The organism is Paenibacillus koleovorans NBRC 103111, from assembly GCF_004000845.1.
Lineage (GTDB): Bacteria > Bacillota > Bacilli > Paenibacillales > NBRC-103111 > Paenibacillus_AA > Paenibacillus_AA koleovorans.
On sequence record NZ_BIMA01000005.1, the window covers coordinates 25,690 to 46,550 of the forward strand.

Consider the following 20,861-nt stretch of genomic DNA (forward strand, 5'->3'; position numbering starts at 1 on the left):
AAAGTTGAAGAGCAACCGTTGGAAGAAACGGGTTCTATTGCTGACGCTAATTATGTCGCTCGGGCTGCTTCAAGTTCCATGGTCCTTGTTTCCGCGCGAAGCGCAAGCGAGCGAGCTGACCGCCTACACCCAGGCGCTGCGCTCCTTCGTGCCCGGCTCCGTGATGATGGCGACCGGGACGCTGTCGTCCGGTACCGTCTCGCTGCTCAGCCAGAACGACCAGCAGTACATGCAATTCGCCTCTTCGTTGTCCGGGAGCGTGCACAAGGTCGTCTTTACATCGGACATCACCCTGCAAACATCCGGCACCTCGACGAAGAGCCTGCAAGTGGCGCTGAACGGCAAAGCTTCGGCGAGCGGCGGAACGGCGACACTGGAGCTATGGAACAACGGCACATCCGCCTGGGACGTCGTGAAGACCATCTCGCTCGGAACGGTGGATACGGACGCAAGCTACGCCACCGCCACAGCGGCGACGATCGCCGGCTACATCTCCGGCACGAACGTGCTCAAGACGCGCGTCTCGATCAGCCGCAGCGCCTCGTTCACCGGGTATTGGGATTACTTCAATGTCGTGACGGAATCCGCCGCGCCGTCCGACTGGTACGCCGCTTCGTACGATGCGAAGCAGGCGACGCTGGAGAACGGCTCGATCTCCGCCAATACGGCGGCGAAGCTGACCGATCGCGACAAATCTTATTTCAGTGTCCAGTCCGACGGGACGAACAAAGCGGCCTGGTACTCGACCTTGACGCTCGCGGAGTCCGCTGCCGACATCAAGACGCTCGTCGTACGGTATTCCGGCAAATATTCGACGGCCGCAAACACGACCTGGATATCGCTATGGAACTATGCGACGGATAATTGGGATTCCGTATACGACGCGGATTCGACTACGACTTACGGAACGGTGGAATGGTCCACATCCGATCCGACGCTTATAGCGAAGTTCGTCTCCGCCCACAACGACGTGAAGGTACGGCTCTATAACTCCGGCAGCGGCAGCTTTGTGCGGGATGCGGACGCGCTGAACGTGACCGTCTATTACGGCGCCACATCGACGACCAAGACGTTCGCGCCCGACACGGTGACCGCCGAATTCGGCTCGATCACATCGGGCAATGCCGCCAGTCTGGAGCAGATCGACGCTTCCAGGCTGGTCATGTCGAGCAGCGTCGACAACAAGATCGCTTGGAACGCTGAGGTGACGCTAACCGGCGTCGATCGCCTGAAGGTCCGAGCGCTGACGCTGTTCACGAAGGCGAGCACGAGCTCGGCGGTCGCCAACAACTTGTACTTGTCCTTCTGGAACTACCAGGACAGCACTTGGGACGTAGTCCGTACGCAGACGCCGGATGCCGGGTCGGATACATTTCTCGCTACGATTCGCGATTCCGATTTGATCGAGAAGTACATTTCTTCATTAGGCAAAATGAAAGCCCGGCTCTACAATTCCTCCGCTACCACGAATCCTTCCTTTACCCGGCAGACCGACGTACTTTCCTTCATCGTGGAAACCGGAGACGTCTCAACCTTCACCTTCGCCCAACTGAGCGACGTGCACGAGCCGATCGGACACAACAACTTCCTGGCCATTATCAATGAGCTTAATACGACGATTCAACCCGCCTTCACCGTTGTGACCGGCGACATTTCCGATCACGGCACCGATGCGCAATACGCGCAATACGAGGACGACATGGCTCTCATCGACAGTCCGGTGTATACGACGCCGGGCAACCACGATGTGAGGTGGTGGAATTCCAACGGCAAGGATGATTTCACCGACCGAATCGGCTCGCTATACTCTTCCTTTAATTACGGCGGCGTCCACTTTGTACTGCTGGATACGACGGTGACGCTCGAGCTGGACGAGAAGTTTTCCAAGAAGATGCTCGATTGGCTGGCGGTCGATCTACAGGGCATCCCGGCGGGCATGCCGGTCATTTTCTTCGCCCATCATCCGTTCGAGATCCAGAACAATGTAACGGGCAAATCGGAGCTGCTCGATCTAGTGGAATCCTACAATGTGGTGGCTTTCCTGAGCGGACATCTTCACAGGTGGGGCAATCAGCTGGAGAACGGTGTTCCGTGGGTTTATATCGGCCAGATCAAGGATTACCAAGAATATACGACGGTCAAAATATCCCCGAACAAGCTGACGATCACTCGCAGGGACGCTTCGAACGGCTCTTCCAGCCTGTATTTGACCGCCCCGATGAACAACTATCGCAAGCCTGAAGTTTCCATTACGAGCGCTGTAGCGGCGACGAACGGCAATGTTACGGTAAACGTGTCTATCCCGGACGCTCCGGATGGTGTAGCTTCGGTGCAGGCGAACATCGACAACTACGGCTCCTGGACGACGCTGACGAAAGGGGGAGGCAACGTCTGGTCCGGGACGGTCAGCATATCCAGTATGTCTCCGGCGCTCCCGAAGGGGTACCATTTTGTGGCGGTCAAGATGACGGACGAGAAGGGCGGCGTATGGAAAAAATACAAAGAATATTTGTGGACCGGAACGGGCGGGGATGTCTACAGGAAGTGGACGTTCCAGACGGGCGGCCTCATCCAGGCGCCGCCGACTTATGACAACGGCACCGTCTACGTAGGCTCGGAGGACGGCAAGCTGTACGCGATTAACGATTCGAACGGCACGCAGAAATGGGCGTACACGACCGGCGGCGCGATTATTTCGTCCCCTGCCGTTGTCAACCTGGCCGCGCCGGCTGACGATGTCGTGCTCATCGGCTCGAATGACAACAAGCTGCATGCAGTCTATGCGACGACAGGCACGGTCAAATGGACGTACGAGACCGGCGGTAGCGTCATCTCCAATCCGGTTGTCGACGCAGGCGTTGTCTACTTCGGCTCCGGCGACAAGTACATCTACGCCGTTAACTTGTCGGACGGCAGCCTGAAGTGGCGCTACCAGACGAACGGCCTTATGCGGCAGCGTCCGGTCATCCAGAGCGGCAAGCTGTACGCCAACGTTCGCGACACATATGTGTGGTATGCGCTCAACATCAGCGACGGCAGCTTGTACTGGAGGGGCAACGCCAACACCGACGAATCGCTCTTCGTCGTCGCCGACGTCGAGCCGATCTATGCCGGAGGCCAGCTGTGGACGATCAATCCGATGCCGACCGATCTCAGCACGCTGAACCCGACGACCGGCGCGGTCACATGGACCGATTCGATCGGCACCGATTTCTCGGCCCGCGGCGGATCGACGGACGGTACGCTTGTGTTCTTCCCGGCGCACGGCGGCCGGTTCCTGTACGCGTTCAACGCGACGACGCGCAGCCTCGTCTGGTCCAAGGATCTGCGTGCCGGCGCGACGGATTCCGATCTTCAGGAATACCAGATCGACAGTGCGCTTGTGTACGACAGCGGCATCCTGTACCGGGTGGCCGAGCGGGGCCGGGTAACCGGCTATAATCCATCGAACGGTACGCTCCTGTTCAAGTACGACGCCGTCGGCTTCCCGGAGCGGGTGCTCTGGTCGACTCCGGAGGTGCATGACCAGACCGTCTATGCCGGCGGCCTGGACGGCAAAGTGTACGCAGTCGAGTACACCGGCCCATAAATGAAAGAGGGGATGCCGATCCGGTCAAAAATGACCGGTCGGCATCCCCTTTGTATGTGATAAGGTGATGACGTAGCGCGTTATCAGGCGAAAGCCACAAAAAAATAAGGTGATAGCTCGTTCGCAAAAAAATAGCGTTATGAAAACACCTTATTTGCTCGCCTTGTAGAGAATTCGGAAGAATAGCGTTATGGGATAGCGTTATTTCGACCTAAACAGCCGGATTTCGCTCCATTTGACCGGAATAACGTTTTTTCGTAACGTTTTTTATTCGTAGATCATGCATGTGGAGCAAATAGCGTTAAGGCAGACCTTTATTTGGCATTTCACGTAACCGCACCTATCTCCCATCTACGTGTATTCGAATGGTTAGCGCTTTTCTCCCATCACCGCCGCAGCAGTTGGCGCCATCGGCTTCACCTTATCGATGATCGCCCCGCCCAGACAAACGTCGCCGTCATAGAACACAACCGCTTGCCCCGGCGTTACCGCCTTCTGCGGCTCGTCGAAGATCACTTCGCATGTCGAGTCCCCGGTGAAGCGAATGCGGACACCCTGATCCGGCTGGCGATAGCGGAATTTCGCCGTGCACCTGAACGCAGCCGCTCCCGTCTCCGGCCGCGAAGGGCTGATCCAGTTCAAATCCGTTGCCTCAAGCCCGACCGAATACAGGCTCGGGTGTTTCTCGCCCTGCACGACGTAGAGAATGTTGCGCTCGAGGTCCTTGCCCGCTACGAACCAAGGCTCGCCGCTGCCGGAGCCGCCGATGCCGAGACCGCCGCGCTGGCCGAGCGTGTAATACATGAGCCCATCGTGCGTCCCTTTCACCGTGCCGTCCAGCGTGCGCATTTCTCCAGGCTTCGCAGGCAAGTAGCTGCTCAGAAACTCCTTGAAGTTGCGCTCGCCGATGAAGCAGACGCCGGTACTGTCTTTCTTCGCGGCAGTAGCGAGTCCGGCTTCCTGTGCCATTCGACGCACTTCCGGCTTCGGCAGGTGGCCGATCGGGAACATCGCCTTCGACAGCTGCTGCTGGTTCAGCGCGTTCAGGAAGTACGTCTGATCTTTACCTGCGTCCACTCCACGCAGTAATCGGTACTGGCCGTCAATCGGTTCGACTCTCGCATAGTGGCCCGTTGCCATGTAGTCCGCACCCAACGCCAGCGCCTTGTTCAGAAACTCGCCGAACTTGATTTCCCGGTTGCACATGACGTCCGGGTTCGGGGTGCGCCCCTTGCGATACTCGTCAAGGAAATACGAGAACACTTTGTCCATATATTCCTTCTCGAAGTTCACCGTATAGAACGGGATGCCGATCTGCGCACAGACGCGACGGACGTCTTCCGCATCCTCTTCGGCGGTACAATGGCCGAACTCGTCGGTGTCATCCCAGTTTTTCATGAATATCCCGATTACGTCATAGCCCTGTTGCTTGAGCAACAAAGCGGTGACCGAAGAGTCGACGCCGCCCGACATGCCTACAACTACTCGTATATGAGAACGATCGATTTCGTTCGAATGGTCCATCATTTGGAATACGCCTCTTTCAAATTTGAATACATTGTCGGATAGTGGCCGACTGACTATTTATTGTACCATAATTAAGATGAAATTTCGCATTGTGCAGGCAACTGATAATGTCTACAAAGCGGATCGGATTTTTGAAAAACTTTTCATGAGTTTGTCAAGGATATGGATACCACAATGCTGGGAACTATGTTAACATATAAATTGTAATGCTTCTTATCTTTTAACATTTCTAGTGAATGGACATAATAGACGATATAGAGTCGACCGGACAACCGGCGGTCTTACCAGAATTGCAGTTGTGAATGAGGTGCTTGCTTGAAGATTTCGACAAAAGGCAGATATGGACTTACCATCATGATGGAGTTGGCTTCCCGCTTCGGCGAAGGCCCGACTTCCTTGAAGAGCATAGCCGAGAAGCATCAGCTCTCGGAGCATTATTTGGAGCAATTGATCGCACCGCTGCGCAACGCAGGGCTCGTGAAGAGCATTCGCGGCGCTTATGGCGGCTATATTTTGTCCAAGTCCCCTGAGGAAATTTCGTCCGGCGACGTGATCCGCGTCCTGGAAGGGCCGATCAGTCCGGTCGATTTTACCGAAGAGGACGACCCGGCCAAGCGGGATTTGTGGATCCGCATCAAGGACAGCATCGCCGAAGTGCTGGATTCCACGACTTTATCCAGCTTGATCACGTATCAGGACGAAGGCAAGAACAGCAATTACATGTTCTACATCTAGCGGACGGATGAATCGATGATTTATTTGGACCATGCGGCGACTACGCCGGTTCATCCCGAAGTGCTGGAAGCGATGCTGCCTTACTTTACTTTGCAGTTCGGCAATCCGTCCAGTCTGCATGCTTACGGCCGCGATGCGAGGATCGCCGTGAGCCGGGCACGCGACGAGATCGCCGGATGGCTGGGATGCTCGCCGTCCGAGTGGCTGTTTACCGGCAGCGGAACGGAGAGCGACAACACCGCCTTGTTCGGCGCCGCCTCCCGTGCGGGTGAGAAGCGCCATATCGTGACGACGCAGGTGGAGCATCATGCGGTGCTGCATGCCTGCGAACGGCTTGAACAGCTGGGGTTTGAAGTGACTTATTTGCCGGTCGATGCGACTGGTCGGGTTTCGGTGGAGGAGGTACAAGCCTCTCTGCGGCCCGATACGTTTCTGATCAGTGTGATGTACGCAAACAACGAAGTCGGGACGGTTCAGCCGATCGTCGAGATTGGTGAGCTGGCTCGTTCACGTGGGGTTTTATTTCACGTCGATGCGGTGCAAGCGCTTGGGACGTTGCCGATTCGGCTGAACGAGCTGCCGGTCGATCTGATGAGCTTTTCCGCTCACAAAATTTACGGACCGAAGGGTGTCGGCGGCTTATACGCGCACAAGGCCGTGCACATAGCTCCGCACTTGTACGGCGGCTCCCAGGAACGCAAACGCCGGGCTGGCACCGAGAACGTCCCGGGCATTGTCGGCTTCGCCAAGGCGATGCGGCTGGCCGGCGAGTCTCGCGACATTCGCGTTCGCCTGCTGGAGGAGCTGCGCGAAGAGCTGATCGCCGGACTGAACGCCGAGGTTGGATCGGAGCACTATCGTCTGAACGGCCATCCGACCGAACGATTGCCCCAAATCCTGAATGTAAGCTTTCCCGGGGCTTCGACGGATACGATGCTGATGAATCTGGATTTGAACGGGATCGCCGCCGCCAGCGGCTCGGCATGCACCTCCGGCTCGCTGGAAGTATCGCATGTGCTTAAGGCCATGCAATTGCCGGACGAAGTGACCGGTTCCGCCATCCGGTTCAGTATGGGAACGACTAACGAACCTTCACATATGCGAGAAGTTTCCCGCCGAATTGGAACCATTTTGCGGCGAGTTCGTAGTAGATAGAATCATCATCCGAGTTGACTAAGGCGAAAGGAGGTATGGCGGCGACGCGATCAGCCTTATTGGACGGTTACCGCCCATAGAAGCCGGCGAGGCTTTGTACATCTTGTGTCAGGCTTTTGGAACAGCTTTCCCCGATACCGTACAGATGCGCTAGGATAACTTCACAGCTCGGGATAATTGTCCCGTGACGCGTGCAATATATAGGGTGTTAGTCAGCAACTTTGCCAGGCAAAGGGTTCAGGAGGATTCGCTCTTGCGTAAAGCACAGGACATCATGGGATTGCCGGTCATCGAGATCGAGACAGGCAAGCAGATCGGGACGGCCAAGGATTTCTTGATCGACCGCGACTGGAACTTGCAAGGTGTGCTGCTCGAGACGAAGCATTGGTTCTCCGCCCCCCGCTATGTCAAGTGGGACCATGTCATCTCCTTCGGAGCGGACGCCGTGACGATTCCGGACGGCCAGTCCGTACAAACACTGGAGGATGGGATGGAGCTCTGCTACTTCGAGCACGGCTCGTCCAAGCTCAAGGGGCTACCGATCATCACCGTGAACGGTACGAATCTCGGCATGGTGGAGGATGTTTATTTCGGCGAACAATGGGGTAAAAAGATAGTAGGTTATGAGTTATCGGACGGGTTGCTAGCAGATTGGAAAGACGGGCGCAAATGGCTGCCCGCTCCGGAGGACGTGACGATCGGAGCGGATGCCATCATCGTCCCGGGCGACTGCGACACCCAACTGCAGGATGTACCAACATTTCAGTGAAATCAGGTGAAATCTTATGTTAAAATGCCCGAACTGCAACTCCAAAGATATCGGTAAAATCGGCTCGCATCAATTTTATTGCTGGGGCTGCTTCATCGAACTGACCGTGAACGGCGAGAAAATGTCGGTCTATCAAGTGGAGGAAGACGGTACGCTCAGCTCGCTGGACGACTTGTTCTTCGAAGACGATATGCCGGAAGTTCACGCGAACTAATACGAAACAAAAGAACACCCGCCGCCTGAGCGATCAGGAGCGGGTGTTTTTTTGGTTTGCGTCGGTGCGATTCTTTTCATAGGCAGCATCGTATACTGTTCGCTTATATAGGCGGTTAGGCTTCGAGCTTCTCGCGCCACTTCGTATAGTGCTTCCAGGCAAGCCCGTTGTCCAGCGCGGACTTGGCGTGTTCGATCCCTTCCTCGATCGTGTCCGTCCGATCAGCGATCCAGAGTCGCATGGCGCTGTTGAGCAGCACGGCGTTGCGGTAGGCAGGCGCCGCACGCCCGGCAAGCACGTCAAGCGTCGTCTGCGCCTGCGCGCCGGCGGTCCAGCCGGAAGCGGGCGGTGCCGGGACGACGGCGTGCAGGCCGAACGTGTGCGGGTCGATGATGTGGATGTCGCTCACTTCGTCGCGCAGGACGACGACGCGTGTCCGACGATCGACCGGCACATCCTCCGAGCCTTCGGCACTCTGGACGATCAAGGCGCGCTGGACGCCAAGTCGGCTCAGCAAGTCGGCTGCTTTCTCCGAGCCGCTGCCGGACGGTATGCCGATCGCCATATAAGGGGCGTCGGACGGGCGGAGCAGCTCCTCCGCCGTATCGAACAGCGTGCGAATGCCGATCTCCTCGCGCACCGCCCGGATGCCGGAGAGCGATGGGCACCAGCGCTCGGTAGGCACGAACAGGAAGCAGCTTCTATCCGCAGCAGCAATCCAGCGATCCTGCGGGACGGCATCGACCGCGATGCCAAGCGCGGCCACCACCCCGACTAGCGCAGAGGCGGCATGTGGCGGCGCGGAGGGGGTGCTGTGAAGCGTAACCGGCTGCCGGCAAGCGGCCAGCACGAAGGCGGTCGGCAGCGTGGCGAGGAACGAGTGCCCACGGCTGCAGAAAGGACCGGCGCAATCGATCGAACCTTCGACCGGATGAAGGCGCGACCGTTTCCGCAGCGAATCGATGAATGCGATTATTTCCTCAGTTGTCTCTTGCTTGAGCTTCTGGGCGGTCAAAAACGCGGCTGTCTGCGCGGGTGTAGCTTTGCCGTCCAGAATGCCGGCGGCGGCATTTGCCGCTTCCGTATATGTAAGACTCCTGATTCCGCGTTTTCCTCTTCCGATTTCCCGCAGCCAATCGATCATGAGAAGGGCTCCTTTCTTACATACCCCAATCGAAACATAACACGATAATGTAGAAAATATAACATACAATCGTGATTTTGTCGATTTATTGAATTATTCTGAACCAATTCCATATTTATATGTTATATTTATTGACATAAAACTGAATCATCCCTTATACTTACACTATCAAGCTTCGGTAAGCGATAGGTTTGCACGAAACAATCGCGGCCTACCGCAATTGCTCCACTCCGTCGGTTGAAACGGCTGCTGCTCTTGATACGTATAAACTATACGCCAGTATTATTATTACCGATTCTATCCATCCGACAACTTGGTTTGTCCCGTTCCACTGGGATGGCGACTGGTCCGTGAACCGTCTGACCGACGATGCTCTGCATCCCGCGGTCGGCAATTGCGGGATTCAAATATGCGCCGTTCGAGTGGAGCGTGTGGATGAGTTCGACTGATCCATTCGCTTCACCCACCCATCCCGGCTTGGCCGGGACTCCCTATCGTGAAGCTGTCCGACCATACCCCAGGACTTCTTCAACCCTTGTCGCCCGGCCTTTATTGGCTGGGTCCTTTTTTTTGTCTTGAATGAAGAAGGGAGGGTTGTACATATACTGTTCTAGAGGGGTGAGCTTCCATGGATAAAATTCTCAAGAGCCGGCTGTTCGCATGGCTGGCCTATTTGCTGCTCATACTGCTGGCGCTGTTCCTGCTGCAGCAGCTGAAGCCGATGCTCTCCGCCACCTATGGATTTCTGAAAGCGGTTCTGGCCCCGTTTCTTATCGCCATCATCATCTCTTACGTGCTGAATCCGATCGTGAATATGCTGAGCGCGCGCAAAGTGCCGAGGACGATGGCCGTGCTCTTGATTTATATCGTGTTCATCGCTTGTGTCGTCGTCGTACTGATGAATCTGATCCCGATGTTCATCAAGCAGCTGCGGGAGCTGAACGAGCATATGCCGGATTTGACGATGCGGGCGCAAGGGCTGTACGACGGGCTGAACGACAATCGGCTCATTCCGGAGAGCGTAAGGGTAGGGCTGGAGAAGGCGCTATTGAAGCTGGAGGACAATTTCTCGAGGACGGTGTCGGAAGCGGTGGGCGGGATCGGCTCGACGATCAGCCTGATGCTGGTAGCGTTCATCGTTCCATTCCTGGCGTTCTATATGCTGAAGGACTTTCAGTTGTTCGAGAGGGCGATACTGCGGTTCGTGCCGGCCAAACATCGCAAGAGCACGGTGAAGCTGGTCAAAGACATCGATACGGCGCTCGGCCACTATGTGCGGGGGCAATTTATCGTGTGCGTGATGATCGGGCTGCTCGCCTACATCGGCTACTGGATCATCGATATGCCTTATGCGCTGCTGCTCGCAAGCATTGTGGCGGTGTTCAACATTATCCCCTATATGGGGCCGTTCTTCGGCGCGGCACCGGCCATTATTATGGCGACGACGATTTCGCTGAAAATGGTCGTGCTCGTGGCGATCGTCAATCTTCTCTGCCAAATTCTCGAAGGGAACGTCATCTCGCCGCAAGTCGTCGGCCGCTCCCTGCACCTGCATCCGATGGCGATTATTTTCGCGCTACTGGTTGGGGGGGAGCTGGCCGGCGTCGTCGGGCTCATTCTGGCGGTGCCGTGCCTCGCGGTGCTGAAGGTCGCGGTGCATCATTTAATCGCTTATTTCGTGCAAAGGAAAACTACGTAACACAGATTGCCGTCATTGACTGGTATGGGCAGCTGCGGCTTGGCGGTACAGCTCCGGTCGGCGATCGTAAAAGGGGGCTACAGCGCCTTCCGTGCGATTGTAGCGCAGCTTCTCGAGGTCGGCTGCTGCGGTAGCGAGTCCGCTTCGGTTGACCGGCCCTTGGGCGAGCACGCCGTTCGGTGGGAAAGGGCGGTCGCACGGCGCGAAGATGCCCGCTTGGCAATAGCCTTCGTCAACCTGCGCAACACCCGGCATTTGCCCTACGAGCCCGCTCAGTGCGACATACAGCTGGTTCTCGACGGCACGGGCCTGGCTGCAATGGCGAACGCGGTAATAGCCGGCAGCGGCGTCGGTGTAGGAAGGACACAGGATCAGCTCGGCGCCTTGATCCGCCTGCAGGCGGACGCCTTCCGGGAATTCGATGTCATAACAAATTTGGATCCCCACACGTCCGAGCGGGGTATCGATCGTCTCGAACCGGTCCCCTGCCAGAAGCGGCCATGTGCGCTGCTCCTCCGGCGTCAGGTGGACTTTTTTGTGCCGATGCAGCCTTCCGTCAGGCAGGAACAGGAACGCCTCGTTGTAATAGTGGAGCGCAGAACCGTCGTTAGTGGGAGCGCCTTCCCGGTGGATGTGCGTACCGGCCAGAATCATCATCCCGGTTTCCCGGCTCCACCCGGCGAATTGCCGTTTGTACGTCTCCGTATAACCGTGCATGATCTCGCAGGCTTCCGCGTTCGTCGCAGGCGGATGCAGAGAGAGTAGCTGACCGGTCAAGTATTCGGGGAATACGATTAGACGGGATCCGAGATAACAGGCTCTGCTAATGTAGGTGCGGACTTTTGTCCAAAATGCGCTCTCACTCTGCAGCGGTCCGATTGTGAATTGGACGGCGGAGACGGTGCTGGTCTTCTGCTGCTTCAGTTTCGGTTGTTTGCCCATAGGTTTCCTCTCGCGATCAGTTTTGTTTCCGTGTTGGGCCATTCCACGAGAACGCCGTAATGGAGCGATTCTTCGTCCTCCAAGTAATGCTCCAGCACCTGCAGCGGCCGCATCCCTTGCTTCAGCATGAAGCTGAGCACGAGGTCGCGGCGTTTGCCTTCGGCCACTTCGCGGACATAACTCTCCACGCTCAGCTGATCGGCGACCGCGTGAAATCCGGGAATGCGGCAGCCCGCCATAAAACGCCGGAGCCCAAGCCGGACGACGAGCTGCTTCCGCGCCTCATAGAGCGCCTGAGCGACTCCGCGCCCGCGAAACGCGGGACGTACGCATACGTCGATCCCGTACAGGCTGTCGCCGTCAGGCTCATGGCTGCCGGCGATATAGCCGCGGTCGGACACCTCTTCCCAAGTGTGGGGTTGTCCCGTATACCGGACGAGGAGCGAGGTGGCCGAGCCGGCCGGCACTCCGTCGCAATAGGCGATCATGGCTCCGTCCGGGAACGTCCGTACATGAGCGGCGACCTGCTCCTTTCTCCACCATAGCTCTTCGGGAAAAGGCGGCGGAAACGCCTCGCGCTGAATGTCGAGCAGCGCCTCGAAGTCATCGCTTGTATAAGTTCGAACCAGAAGGGACATGCCCGTACCTCCGTTCTTTTCCACATGTCGCTGCATGCTTTCCAGTATACTACAATGCGCGGCATGTCAAAAGTGAGCAAAATTGTACGAACGACTCCTAAAACTTAGCAAATTTGGTGTCTCTGACCCTTTCGACTTCGTGATATAGTTGCTTTGAAGCGTTTACATTAAATGAACTGGTGGTGAATGATGAGCTTATCCGGATGGATTCAACTGTTTCTCGCTTTTTTGTTCGCGCTTGCCGGCGCGGCCAAGCTCACCGCTTGGCAATCGTTTTGGCAAACGCTTACAATGCTGCAAGTGCCGGCCGGTCTTCGCGGTGCGCTTGCGGTGCTTATCCCCGTGCTGGAGCTTGCGGCGGCATGCATTTTAGTGCTTGGCCCCTGGAGCTTGCTGGGAGCATGGCTGCTGCTCGCGCTCCTCGTTTTGTTCGCCGCTGCCGTCGGCCTTGTCATGAAGAGCCGGGCAAACGTGACTTGCAACTGCTTCGGCAACCTGCTTCCCGGCTACTTGGGGAAGAAGACGCTGGCGCATATCGCCGTATTGGGGGCGCTCGACATCTATCTATTGGCGGCCGGGGAGTCGGATGCTCTCGCCTCGGCGTCGCCGATGGACTGGACTCTCGGCCTGGTGACCGCCGCCGGCCTGTTCACCTTATATGCATTGGGCAGCGCCGTGTACGGTCACTATACGTTTATGGCCAAAATGCAAGCCGGCGGCAGGAAGGGGTGAGCGCGGATGAAGCTTGATTCGATGTCCGTTTCTTATGTGTTTCTATGGCTGCTCGTACTCGCTCTCGCCTGGACCGTCATTTACATGCTGAACAGCCGGAGGCCGCCGAGAAAGCCGGATACGCCGGGCGATCACGGTCTGCCTCTCCAGAAGCCGTTTCCCGAGCAGCGCATGACCTCGTTCTATGGAGAGGAGATCGCTGTCGTACCGCCGGACAAGCAGGGGGCAATTCTGCTCTTTCTCTCGGTGACCTGCAAGTCCTGCCAGCCGCTGTATTCGGTTATCCGCAAGCTTCCTGTTCTGTATCCGGACTATCAGGTCATCGTCTGGATTCTGGGCCGAAGCGAGGACGTCAGCGAGAAAATCAACGAAAACTCCTTGCACAGGTCGAACATCGTTCATCAGAAGGAGCTGCAGTATCGGACAACGACTTATCCTTACTGCTATTGGATCGACAAGGAAGGAAGGGTGGTTGCGAAAGGAGCGGTAGGCTCCGAGGACGACATTGCCAACTTGGGCAAAAGCACGACCGATACTACGGAAAGGAGGTGATATTAATGGCTTGCAATCATCCATCCATCTGCGGCGTTTGCACGTATTACTCGATGTGCGACAACGATCCGATCAATGGGGTCGCCTACTACTGGTATTTCGACAACTGTCTGGGAGACTGGGTATGCGATTGTCCTTGCACGTACTAGTTGAACAAATGACTGCCCGGCAAAGAGGTTCCGAAAGGAGCCTCTTTGTTTGGCGTTCCGGCTTTCATTATAGAATCAAGGAAGGAGGCCAGCCATGAATGCTCCCGCGAGGACCCCGGCAGGCGCTGCCGCCGGCACGGGCAAGGTGCGGCCGTCGCAGCTGATGCGAACGCTGATTCGGATCTTTCCGTTGATCTGGCAGGCGAATCGTACGTTGCTGCTATTGACGCTTGCGCTCCGGCTCGTGCAGGCCGCGCTGCCGGCAATGCAGATCGTCGCGACCAAGTGGTTCTTCGACGCGGTCGCGCTCGCCGTCGAGCAGGGAGGCGGACAGCTGCAGCGGGTTATGTCGATCGTGGCGCTCCAGATCGGATTGGCGCTGGCGGGCATCATCGCCCATTCCGTACAGCAGGTATGGAAGGAGCAGCTGAAGCGTCACTTCAAGATGCTGATCGACGGCAAAATTGCCGCCAAATCGACCAAGCTGCCGCTTTCGTTTTTCGATAACGCGTCTACGTACGATTTGCTGAAGCGAGCCTCCAACAACTACTCGCTGCTTCATCTGCTGGAGGCGCAGCTGCAGCTGCTGCAGGATGTCCTGTCCATGGCGGCGCTGCTCGCCGTCTTGGCCGGCTTTCACTGGTCGCTGATCGGGTGTCTGCTCCTGTTCATGGGTACGACGGTGTTCGCCAATATGCGAATCGGTCATTCGCGGTATCAGCTGATGCGCGCGCAAACGCCGAATGTGCGCCGGATCGGCTACTCGTTCGGCTTGATGACCGACCGCGAGACGGCCAAGGAGCTTAGGCTGTTTGACCTGCAGACGTATTTTACGGAACGGTGGCGCCGGATTTTCTGGCAGGACGCCGCGCTTCAAGCCAAGCTTGATCGCCGTGCCGCGTGGACGCAAGTTGCCGTTAAAGGGCTGGGGGCGGTGATGCCCTTCGGAATCGTCATGCTGTTCCTGTGGTTCGGGCTGTCCGCCGGGACGATTACGATCGGAACGGTGGCCGCGCTGATCCAGGCGCTCACCTCCGCGCAGCAGAACGTCCAGATGATGGCCGGAGGAATCTCGACCTTGTACGAGAACACGCTCACTGCAGCCGATCTGTTCGCCTTTCTTCAAATGGAGGAGGAGTCTGCTCCTGAGCTCCCGATTCCGGTGCCGATCCCCATGCGCAGCGGCATTCGGGCGGAAGGGCTGACATTCGCCTATGCAGGCATGGAGAAACCGGCGCTGCGCGAATTGAATTTTACGATCCGGCCGGGTGAAACGATTGCGATCGTCGGCGAGAACGGAAGCGGCAAGTCGACTTTGGTCAAATGCCTGCTTGGGTTGTACTCGCCTGACTCGGGCCGCATCTTGTATGACAATGTCGATCTGAAGGAGCTGTCGCCGGCTGAACTGCGCGGACATGTGAGCGCGGTATTCCAGGATTTCGTCCGTTATCAATTCACCGTCCGGGAAAATATCGGCTTTGGCCGTATGGAACGGATGGAGGACGTGGCGGCGATGGAGCTGGCCGCTGCCAGAGGCGGGGCTGATGAGGTAATCGCCGATCTCCGGGGCGGATACGACGCCGAGCTCGGCGCTCTGTTCGAAGGCGGCCGCGAGCTGTCGTACGGGCAGTGGCAGAAGCTTGCGCTTAGCCGCGCGTTTTTTCGCGACGCATCCGTCATCGCTCTGGACGAACCGACGGCCTCGATGGATCCGGCGGCCGAGGTGGCCGTATTCGAGCGGTTCCTGCGGCTGAGCGAGGGCAGAACGAGCCTGATCGTCTCGCACCGGCTGGGCATTTGCCGGCTGGCGGACCGGATTTTCGTCATGAAGGACGGAGTGCTCGTCGAGCAGGGCAGCCATGAGGAGCTAATGCTTCGGGAGGGGGAGTACGCGAGAGCTTTTCGGCTGCAGGCCCAATGGTATTTGAATACATGAACAGGAATATACAACCAAATCGCTGCTAAAGTGAAACTTTGTTTCTTGCCGGGCGTATATAGGATTAGGCAACCTTGTTAACAACTGGCACGATATGGAGGAGAGGCATGGAGCCGATTTACTGGATGTGCTTGAGCGGCGGTATCTTGCTCGCCCTTGTCACGGTCGTGTTTGGGGATATGGTCAGCAATGCCGTGCACGGAGCGCTAGATTTCATGTCGCTGGACGGGTTGCGGTTTCTGCAGCCGATGGTGATCGGGTCGGTCATCACCGTCTTCGGCGGTGCAGGCCTTATGCTCGAGCATTACTACGTCTGGGCGGCGATATGGGACATCGCGGTGGCGATCCTGGCATCGCTCGTCATAGGCTGGAGCGTCTACGTGTTCTATGTGCGTCCGATGATGAACAGCGAGAACTCCACCGGGTTCTCCATCCACGACTTGACGGGTAAAATCGGGGAAGTGCTGGTGCCGATTCCGGCCAGAGGTTACGGCGAAGTGCTCGTTCGTGTGGGAGCGGCCAATACGAATCAGATCGCGGCGAGCTTCGACGGGCAAGAATTCCGTTCTGGCGAGCGCATCGTAGTCGTGGAAGTGAAGGACGACACGCTGTACGTCTCCCGATTGGAGTAGAAGGGCAAGCAACAGAGAAACGAATGCGAAACAGAGAGAGGAGAATTCGTAGAGATGATACCGGAGTACTTATTGATTCCATCCCTTGTAGTAGGCGTAATTATTGTGTTGGGCTTGGCGTTCTGGGCCCGATACAAGACGGTCAGTCCGGATCAGGCGATGATCGTGACCGGGACTTTTCTCGGCAGCAAGAACGCCTTGATCGACGAATCGGGCCGCCGGATCAAGATCGTGCGAGGCGGAGGCGCGTTTATCTTGCCGATCTTCCAGAAGGCGGAGTTTCTGTCCCTGCTCTCGCACAAGCTGGACGTTTCCACGCCGGAGGTGTATACGGAGCAGGGCGTGCCGGTCATGGCGGACGGCGTTGCGATCATCAAGATCGGCGGGTCCGTCGAGGACGTAGCGACGGCTGCGGAGCAGTACATGGGCAAGCCGCCGGAGGCGCTTCGAAGCGAGGCGCAGGAGGTGCTGGAGGGCCATCTGCGGGCGATTCTCGGAACGATGACTGTCGAGGAAGTGTACCGGAACCGCGACAAGTTCGCGCAAGAGGTGCAAGGCGTCGCAGCCAAGGATCTGAAGAAGATGGGGCTGCAGATCGTCTCGTTCACGATCAAGGACGTTCGCGACAAACAAGGCTATCTTGATGCGCTCGGTAAGCCGCGGATCGCTGCGGTGAAGCGGGACGCGGAGATCGCCCAGGCCCAAGCGATTCGGGATGCGCGGATTCAGAAGGCGCGCGCCGAAGAAGAAGGGCAGAAGGCGGAGCTGCTGCGCGATACGAACATTGCCGAAGCGAACCGCGAGAAGGAGCTGAAGGTAGCTTCCTTCAAGAAGGACCAGGATATGGCGAAGGCCGAGGCGGACCAGGCGTATCACGTCCAGGAAGCCCGCTCGAAGCAAAGCGTTGTCGAGGAGCAGATGAAGGTCGAGATCGTGCGCAAGGAACGGGAGATCGATCTCGAGACCAAGGAAATTCTTCGCCGCGAGAAGCAATACGATGCCGAGGTGAAGAAGAAGGCCGACGCCGATCGTTATGCCGTCGAGCAGGCGGCGGAAGCCGATAAGGCGCGTCGAATTCGCGAGGCGGATGCTACGCAGTACAAGATCGAGGCGGAAGCGAAGGCGAATGCCGAGCAGAAGCGGCTCGACGGTCTCGCGATCGCCGATGCGGAGCGGGCGAAAGGGACGGCTGAGTCGGAGGTCATCCGGCTGCGCGGTCTGGCGGAAGCGGAGGCGAAGGAGAAGCTCGCCCAAGCGTTCGAGAAGTTCGGTCAGGCCGCGGTGCTCGACATCGTCATGAAGATGCTGCCGGAGCTGGCGGGCAAGATCGCCGAGCCGATGCAATCGATCGACAAGCTGACGATCGTCGACACCGGCCACGGCGAAGGCGCGGCGCGCGTCAGCAACTACGTCACGTCGCTGATGGCGACGGCGCCGGAGATGCTGAAGAGCGTGTCGGGGCTCGATGTGGAGAAGCTGATCCAGGGGTTGACCGGCAAAATCGGCGGCGGAGCGCAAGCACTGCCTTCACCGACGCCGGCTGCACCATCGAAGCCGGCGCAAGCGCCTGCAGCCGCTATCCCGCCGGAGTCCAACTAAACGTACAAAAAAACGCCCGAGCTTGGGCGTTTTTTCATTGGCCGGCTAGGCGGCAAGCCGACTCCTCACAAGCGGTCGGGCTTTCGCTCGCCCTTCTGCAGCTCTGCCAAGTACTCGGACAATCCGTCGAACTTATCGTCCCACTCATTGCGGAACTTATTCAGCCACGCATCCAGCTCCTGGAGAGGCTCGGGCCTTAGCTGATAAATGCGCCGCTGGGCGATCCTGCTCACCTCGACGAGGCCGGCGTCGGCCAGCACCTTCAGATGCTTGGACGCTTGCGGTTGCTGGAACTTAAGACGGTCGGCGATTTCGCCTACGGAGAGCGGTCCGTTCCGCAGCAGTTCGACGATGAGCAGGCGGTTCGGCTCGGATAGAGCGCTTAGCGTTGTTGTTTTCATGGCGGGATCGACACATCGCTCTGAATCATAGGACGAATCACCTCTCTATTCGAATATACTCTAAATAGAATATTCCTGTCAAGGAATATAAAGTGTCTATGAGGAATTTACTTGAAAAATAGGCGCTGCGATTCTACGATCCAGCTTTCACTCTGGATGCCATGACGCGAGCTTTCACCGTCCGGGCATATTCGCTAGGGTTGGAGCCTGTCGCTCTTTTGAACGTCTTCGAGAAATAGTGAAGGCTGCTGTACCCGAGCGTGCGGGCGATTTCCGTGAAGTTGCTGTTGTCCTCGCGGATCAGCTCCTTGGCCCGCTGAATCTTCATCCGCGCGAACGTGTCCATGATCGTCTGGCCGGTTTCCTTCTTGAACGCTTCCTTGAGCCGCGTCTTCGCGATGTGAAGCGCTTCGCTGATCTCGTCCAGCGTCAAATTCTGATCGAGCCGCTCGGTCATGTACCGTGTCACCAGGCTGGCCAGCTGGGCGCCGCTCTTTTCCTTCACGGCCGTAGACAGCTCCAGCTCCCGTACACCGACCCGTTCCTTTCCCCAGTCCCCGTCCGCCAGCCCGAGCTCGCTCGCCCCCAAAGCGGTTTTGAAAGGCTGAAACTCGTTCTTGCGCAGCAACCGGATGAGAAATGCCGTCAAGTAGCACTGGAGCAGCTGCTCGCTGCCGATCGGCGCATCCTTGCGACGGTAGATCGGATATTTGAACGGAAACTCGAATGCATTCATCCCTTCCTTCACCACGTTCGCCAGCATGTTGCGCTCCTCGTCGTTCAAGGCGATGACTTGATTCTCGAACCGCTTCATCGCGCGGGAATGGCAGTCGAACGTCATAACGATGACGCTAGGCGCCGTCCCTTGGCGGGCATAGAAGCTATGGAATTCGTTCGGCTTGTGAAAAATGATGCTCCCCTGCTTCAGCCAGTACCGGTCGGTGTCGGCGACGACTTCGATTTCCCCTTTGTCTACATACAGAAATTCCCAAAAGTTGTGCTTTTCGCCGCGGAACACGTACCCTTTGCCAAATTCGAAATAAAACATCGTGATCAGCTTGTTGATGACGATCGTCGGCGTCAGTTTGGTTCTCAGATGCTCCATGCGAAACCGGCCTCCAGTCCGAAAGTTCTCCTGTATCCATCATACTGGCTGCCGTCCGATATGGAAAGCACATTCCGGCCGATATGACAAATTGTCTGGCTTCCGAGACAAAGCCAACGAAGCGGGTCCGTCCTATAATGAAGGCAAAATGGATGCGCTGCCAAGACGGGCGGGGCGTCAACTAACATGGGGGGCTTTACGAGATGAATATCGGTGTTATCGGATATGGATCGAGAATATCGCATGTGATGAACGAGCTGCAGAAGCAGCATCCGGAAGCGAAGCTGTCGGCGATCGTAGATGTGCGCCAGAATGCGATTCGGGAAAACCAGGAAGCCCGCGGCAACGGCGGTGTGCACATTTACGATACGCCGGAAGAGATGCTGAGCGCCGAAGAGCTGGACGGCATCATGATCGGGACTCGCTGCTCGCTCCATACGGATATGGCGCTTAAGGTGCTGCCGAGCGGAATCCCGCTGTTCCTGGAGAAGCCGGTATCCACTACGATGGATGATCTGCTCCGGTTGAAAGCCGGCTACGAAGCTTCGAACACGCAAGTCGTCGTCTCTTTCCCGCTGCGCGTCACTACGATCGTCCAGTTTATCAAGGAAATCGTCGACTCCGGCAAAATCGGCACGATCGAGCATGTACAAGCGGTCAATAACGTGCCATACGGCAATGTGTACTATCAGAACTGGTACCGCGACGAAGCGGAGACCGGCGGCTTGTTCCTGCAGAAGGCGACTCACGATTTCGATTACATCCAGCATGTGCTGGGCATGGAGCCGAACGTCATCAGCGCGATGAAATCCAAACAAATTTTCAAGGGTACGAAGCCGGCCGGACTGAAATGCGTCGATTGCGATGAGAACCGCACTTGTCTCGAGAGCCCCTACGTGAGCACGAACCCGCACCTGAGCAAATCGTGGCAGCATTGCTGCTTCGCCGAGGATACGGGCAATGAGGATTCCGGCAGCGCCTTGATCCAATACGAGAGCGGCATGCATGTGTCGTATTCGCAAAATTTCTTCGCCCGTCGTGGAGCCGGCGCTCGCGGGGCGCGATTCTTGGGGTATAAAGGTACGATCGAGTTCGATTTCATGAAGTCCGAGGTCAAAGTGTTCATGCACCATACCCCGCGGGTGGAAACGTATGAATTCCAGGCAGGCGACGATCATTTCGGCGGCGATTCCGTGCTCGCTCGAAACTTTGGCGATATCGTGAAGGGCAACGCCTCCTCCATCAGTCCGCTGGAAGGCGGGCTGCTGAGCGCCTTGCTGTGCTTGAAGGCCAACGAATCGGCGGCGACGCATACGTTCCGGGAAATTCGGTTCTAGTTCCAT

At 57.2% G+C, this 20,861-nt stretch carries 20 protein-coding genes; 14 read left to right on the plus strand and 6 right to left on the minus strand.

Annotated features, from left to right (window positions below):
- The first annotated feature begins 4 nt into the window (after window positions 1-4).
- Window positions 5-3,589, plus strand: coding sequence for an outer membrane protein assembly factor BamB family protein (locus PKO02S_RS02755; protein WP_127579559.1), 3,585 nt, complete (start codon window positions 5-7; stop codon window positions 3,587-3,589).
- Between the two features lie 369 nt (window positions 3,590-3,958).
- On the opposite strand, the gene mnmA is transcribed toward PKO02S_RS02755, so the two are convergent.
- A complete protein-coding gene (gene mnmA / locus PKO02S_RS02760) occupies window positions 3,959-5,116 on the minus strand; it encodes a tRNA 2-thiouridine(34) synthase MnmA (protein ID WP_373865181.1) in 1,158 nt (385 codons plus the stop codon).
- 315 nt (window positions 5,117-5,431) lie between these two features.
- Here mnmA and cymR point away from each other — a divergent pair, with 315 nt between their 5' ends.
- From cymR to PKO02S_RS02780, 4 genes are all read left to right on the plus strand, one after another.
- A complete protein-coding gene (gene cymR, locus PKO02S_RS02765; RefSeq protein ID WP_127579560.1) occupies window positions 5,432-5,851 on the plus strand; it encodes a cysteine metabolism transcriptional regulator CymR in 420 nt (139 codons plus the stop codon).
- A gap of 15 nt (window positions 5,852-5,866) precedes the next feature.
- Window positions 5,867-7,006, plus strand: a complete 1,140-nt coding sequence (locus tag PKO02S_RS02770) for a cysteine desulfurase family protein (protein WP_127579561.1) — start codon at window positions 5,867-5,869, stop codon at window positions 7,004-7,006.
- Window positions 7,007-7,259: 253 nt separating this feature from the next.
- A complete protein-coding gene (locus tag PKO02S_RS02775; RefSeq protein WP_127579562.1) occupies window positions 7,260-7,775 on the plus strand; it encodes a PRC-barrel domain-containing protein in 516 nt (171 codons plus the stop codon).
- 16 nt (window positions 7,776-7,791) lie between these two features.
- Window positions 7,792-7,989 carry a YrzR-like zinc ribbon domain gene (locus PKO02S_RS02780; protein WP_127579563.1) on the plus strand — a complete coding sequence of 66 codons (198 nt, stop codon included), beginning with the start codon at window positions 7,792-7,794 and terminating at the stop codon, window positions 7,987-7,989.
- A gap of 115 nt (window positions 7,990-8,104) precedes the next feature.
- Here PKO02S_RS02780 and PKO02S_RS02785 read toward each other — a convergent pair whose 3' ends face one another.
- Window positions 8,105-9,133: an anthranilate phosphoribosyltransferase gene (locus tag PKO02S_RS02785; RefSeq protein ID WP_127579564.1), complete on the minus strand. Its 1,029-nt coding sequence runs from the start codon at window positions 9,131-9,133 to the stop codon at window positions 8,105-8,107.
- Between the two features lie 191 nt (window positions 9,134-9,324).
- On the opposite strand from PKO02S_RS02785, the gene PKO02S_RS02790 reads away from it, so the two are divergent.
- Window positions 9,325-9,582, plus strand: coding sequence for a molybdopterin dinucleotide binding domain-containing protein (locus PKO02S_RS02790; protein ID WP_246066807.1), 258 nt, complete (start codon window positions 9,325-9,327; stop codon window positions 9,580-9,582).
- Between the two features lie 179 nt (window positions 9,583-9,761).
- Window positions 9,762-10,832, plus strand: coding sequence for an AI-2E family transporter (locus tag PKO02S_RS02795; RefSeq protein WP_127579566.1), 1,071 nt, complete (start codon window positions 9,762-9,764; stop codon window positions 10,830-10,832).
- A gap of 12 nt (window positions 10,833-10,844) precedes the next feature.
- Here PKO02S_RS02795 and PKO02S_RS02800 read toward each other — a convergent pair whose 3' ends face one another.
- A complete protein-coding gene (locus tag PKO02S_RS02800; protein ID WP_164821265.1) occupies window positions 10,845-11,774 on the minus strand; it encodes a carbon-nitrogen hydrolase family protein in 930 nt (309 codons plus the stop codon).
- Window positions 11,753-12,412, minus strand: coding sequence for a GNAT family N-acetyltransferase (locus PKO02S_RS02805; RefSeq protein WP_127579568.1), 660 nt, complete (start codon window positions 12,410-12,412; stop codon window positions 11,753-11,755). The genes PKO02S_RS02800 and PKO02S_RS02805 overlap by 22 nt, the downstream gene beginning before the upstream one ends.
- Before the next feature lie 189 nt (window positions 12,413-12,601).
- Here PKO02S_RS02805 and PKO02S_RS02810 point away from each other — a divergent pair, with 189 nt between their 5' ends.
- The 6 genes from PKO02S_RS02810 to floT all read left to right on the plus strand — a co-directional run bounded on the left by PKO02S_RS02810 (window position 12,602) and on the right by floT (window position 18,012).
- Window positions 12,602-13,144: a MauE/DoxX family redox-associated membrane protein gene (locus tag PKO02S_RS02810; RefSeq protein WP_164821266.1), complete on the plus strand. Its 543-nt coding sequence runs from the start codon at window positions 12,602-12,604 to the stop codon at window positions 13,142-13,144.
- A 6-nt stretch (window positions 13,145-13,150) separates the two neighbouring features.
- Window positions 13,151-13,696: a thioredoxin domain-containing protein gene (locus PKO02S_RS02815; protein ID WP_127579570.1), complete on the plus strand. Its 546-nt coding sequence runs from the start codon at window positions 13,151-13,153 to the stop codon at window positions 13,694-13,696.
- Window positions 13,697-13,701: 5 nt separating this feature from the next.
- The gene (locus PKO02S_RS32215; protein WP_164821267.1) at window positions 13,702-13,845 is read left to right on the plus strand and encodes a hypothetical protein; all 144 of its coding nucleotides are present in this window, start codon (window positions 13,702-13,704) and stop codon (window positions 13,843-13,845) included.
- Window positions 13,846-13,939: 94 nt separating this feature from the next.
- Window positions 13,940-15,781 carry an ABC transporter ATP-binding protein gene (locus tag PKO02S_RS02820; protein ID WP_127579571.1) on the plus strand — a complete coding sequence of 614 codons (1,842 nt, stop codon included), beginning with the start codon at window positions 13,940-13,942 and terminating at the stop codon, window positions 15,779-15,781.
- A 107-nt stretch (window positions 15,782-15,888) separates the two neighbouring features.
- Window positions 15,889-16,413 carry an NfeD family membrane protein gene (locus PKO02S_RS02825; protein ID WP_127579572.1) on the plus strand — a complete coding sequence of 175 codons (525 nt, stop codon included), beginning with the start codon at window positions 15,889-15,891 and terminating at the stop codon, window positions 16,411-16,413.
- 54 nt (window positions 16,414-16,467) lie between these two features.
- Window positions 16,468-18,012: a flotillin lipid rafts scaffold protein FloT gene (gene floT / locus PKO02S_RS02830; RefSeq protein ID WP_127579573.1), complete on the plus strand. Its 1,545-nt coding sequence runs from the start codon at window positions 16,468-16,470 to the stop codon at window positions 18,010-18,012.
- A gap of 65 nt (window positions 18,013-18,077) precedes the next feature.
- Here the strand turns inward: floT and PKO02S_RS02835 are convergent, their stop codons facing one another.
- Both PKO02S_RS02835 and PKO02S_RS02840 read right to left on the minus strand, forming a co-directional pair.
- Window positions 18,078-18,413, minus strand: a complete 336-nt coding sequence (locus PKO02S_RS02835; protein WP_127579574.1) for an ArsR/SmtB family transcription factor — start codon at window positions 18,411-18,413, stop codon at window positions 18,078-18,080.
- 133 nt (window positions 18,414-18,546) lie between these two features.
- Window positions 18,547-19,518, minus strand: coding sequence for an AraC family transcriptional regulator (locus tag PKO02S_RS02840; RefSeq protein WP_127579575.1), 972 nt, complete (start codon window positions 19,516-19,518; stop codon window positions 18,547-18,549).
- A gap of 203 nt (window positions 19,519-19,721) precedes the next feature.
- Between PKO02S_RS02840 and PKO02S_RS02845 the strand changes: the two genes are divergently transcribed.
- Window positions 19,722-20,855 (plus strand): Gfo/Idh/MocA family protein, encoded by a 1,134-nt coding sequence (locus PKO02S_RS02845; protein ID WP_127579576.1) that lies wholly within the window; start codon window positions 19,722-19,724, stop codon window positions 20,853-20,855.
- Window positions 20,856-20,861: the final 6 nt, after the last annotated feature.

What these genes read in the sequence shown, in the direction of transcription:
- PKO02S_RS02825 (WP_127579572.1), top strand. Translation starts at nt 15,889, where the DNA reads ATGGAGCCGATTTACTGGATGTGCTTGAGCGGCGGTATCTTGCTCGCC.
- PKO02S_RS02805 (WP_127579568.1), bottom strand. Translation starts at nt 12,412, where the DNA reads ATGTCCCTTCTGGTTCGAACTTATACAAGCGATGACTTCGAGGCGCTG.
- PKO02S_RS02845 (WP_127579576.1), top strand. Translation starts at nt 19,722, where the DNA reads ATGAATATCGGTGTTATCGGATATGGATCGAGAATATCGCATGTGATG.
- PKO02S_RS02835 (WP_127579574.1), bottom strand. Translation starts at nt 18,413, where the DNA reads ATGAAAACAACAACGCTAAGCGCTCTATCCGAGCCGAACCGCCTGCTC.
- PKO02S_RS02815 (WP_127579570.1), top strand. Translation starts at nt 13,151, where the DNA reads ATGAAGCTTGATTCGATGTCCGTTTCTTATGTGTTTCTATGGCTGCTC.
- PKO02S_RS02810 (WP_164821266.1), top strand. Translation starts at nt 12,602, where the DNA reads ATGAGCTTATCCGGATGGATTCAACTGTTTCTCGCTTTTTTGTTCGCG.
- PKO02S_RS02785 (WP_127579564.1), bottom strand. Translation starts at nt 9,133, where the DNA reads ATGATCGATTGGCTGCGGGAAATCGGAAGAGGAAAACGCGGAATCAGG.
- floT (WP_127579573.1), top strand. Translation starts at nt 16,468, where the DNA reads ATGATACCGGAGTACTTATTGATTCCATCCCTTGTAGTAGGCGTAATT.
- mnmA (WP_373865181.1), bottom strand. Translation starts at nt 5,116, where the DNA reads ATGATGGACCATTCGAACGAAATCGATCGTTCTCATATACGAGTAGTT.
- PKO02S_RS02780 (WP_127579563.1), top strand. Translation starts at nt 7,792, where the DNA reads ATGTTAAAATGCCCGAACTGCAACTCCAAAGATATCGGTAAAATCGGC.
- PKO02S_RS02840 (WP_127579575.1), bottom strand. Translation starts at nt 19,518, where the DNA reads ATGGAGCATCTGAGAACCAAACTGACGCCGACGATCGTCATCAACAAG.
- PKO02S_RS02800 (WP_164821265.1), bottom strand. Translation starts at nt 11,774, where the DNA reads ATGGGCAAACAACCGAAACTGAAGCAGCAGAAGACCAGCACCGTCTCC.
- PKO02S_RS02820 (WP_127579571.1), top strand. Translation starts at nt 13,940, where the DNA reads ATGAATGCTCCCGCGAGGACCCCGGCAGGCGCTGCCGCCGGCACGGGC.
- PKO02S_RS02795 (WP_127579566.1), top strand. Translation starts at nt 9,762, where the DNA reads ATGGATAAAATTCTCAAGAGCCGGCTGTTCGCATGGCTGGCCTATTTG.
- PKO02S_RS32215 (WP_164821267.1), top strand. Translation starts at nt 13,702, where the DNA reads ATGGCTTGCAATCATCCATCCATCTGCGGCGTTTGCACGTATTACTCG.
- PKO02S_RS02770 (WP_127579561.1), top strand. Translation starts at nt 5,867, where the DNA reads ATGATTTATTTGGACCATGCGGCGACTACGCCGGTTCATCCCGAAGTG.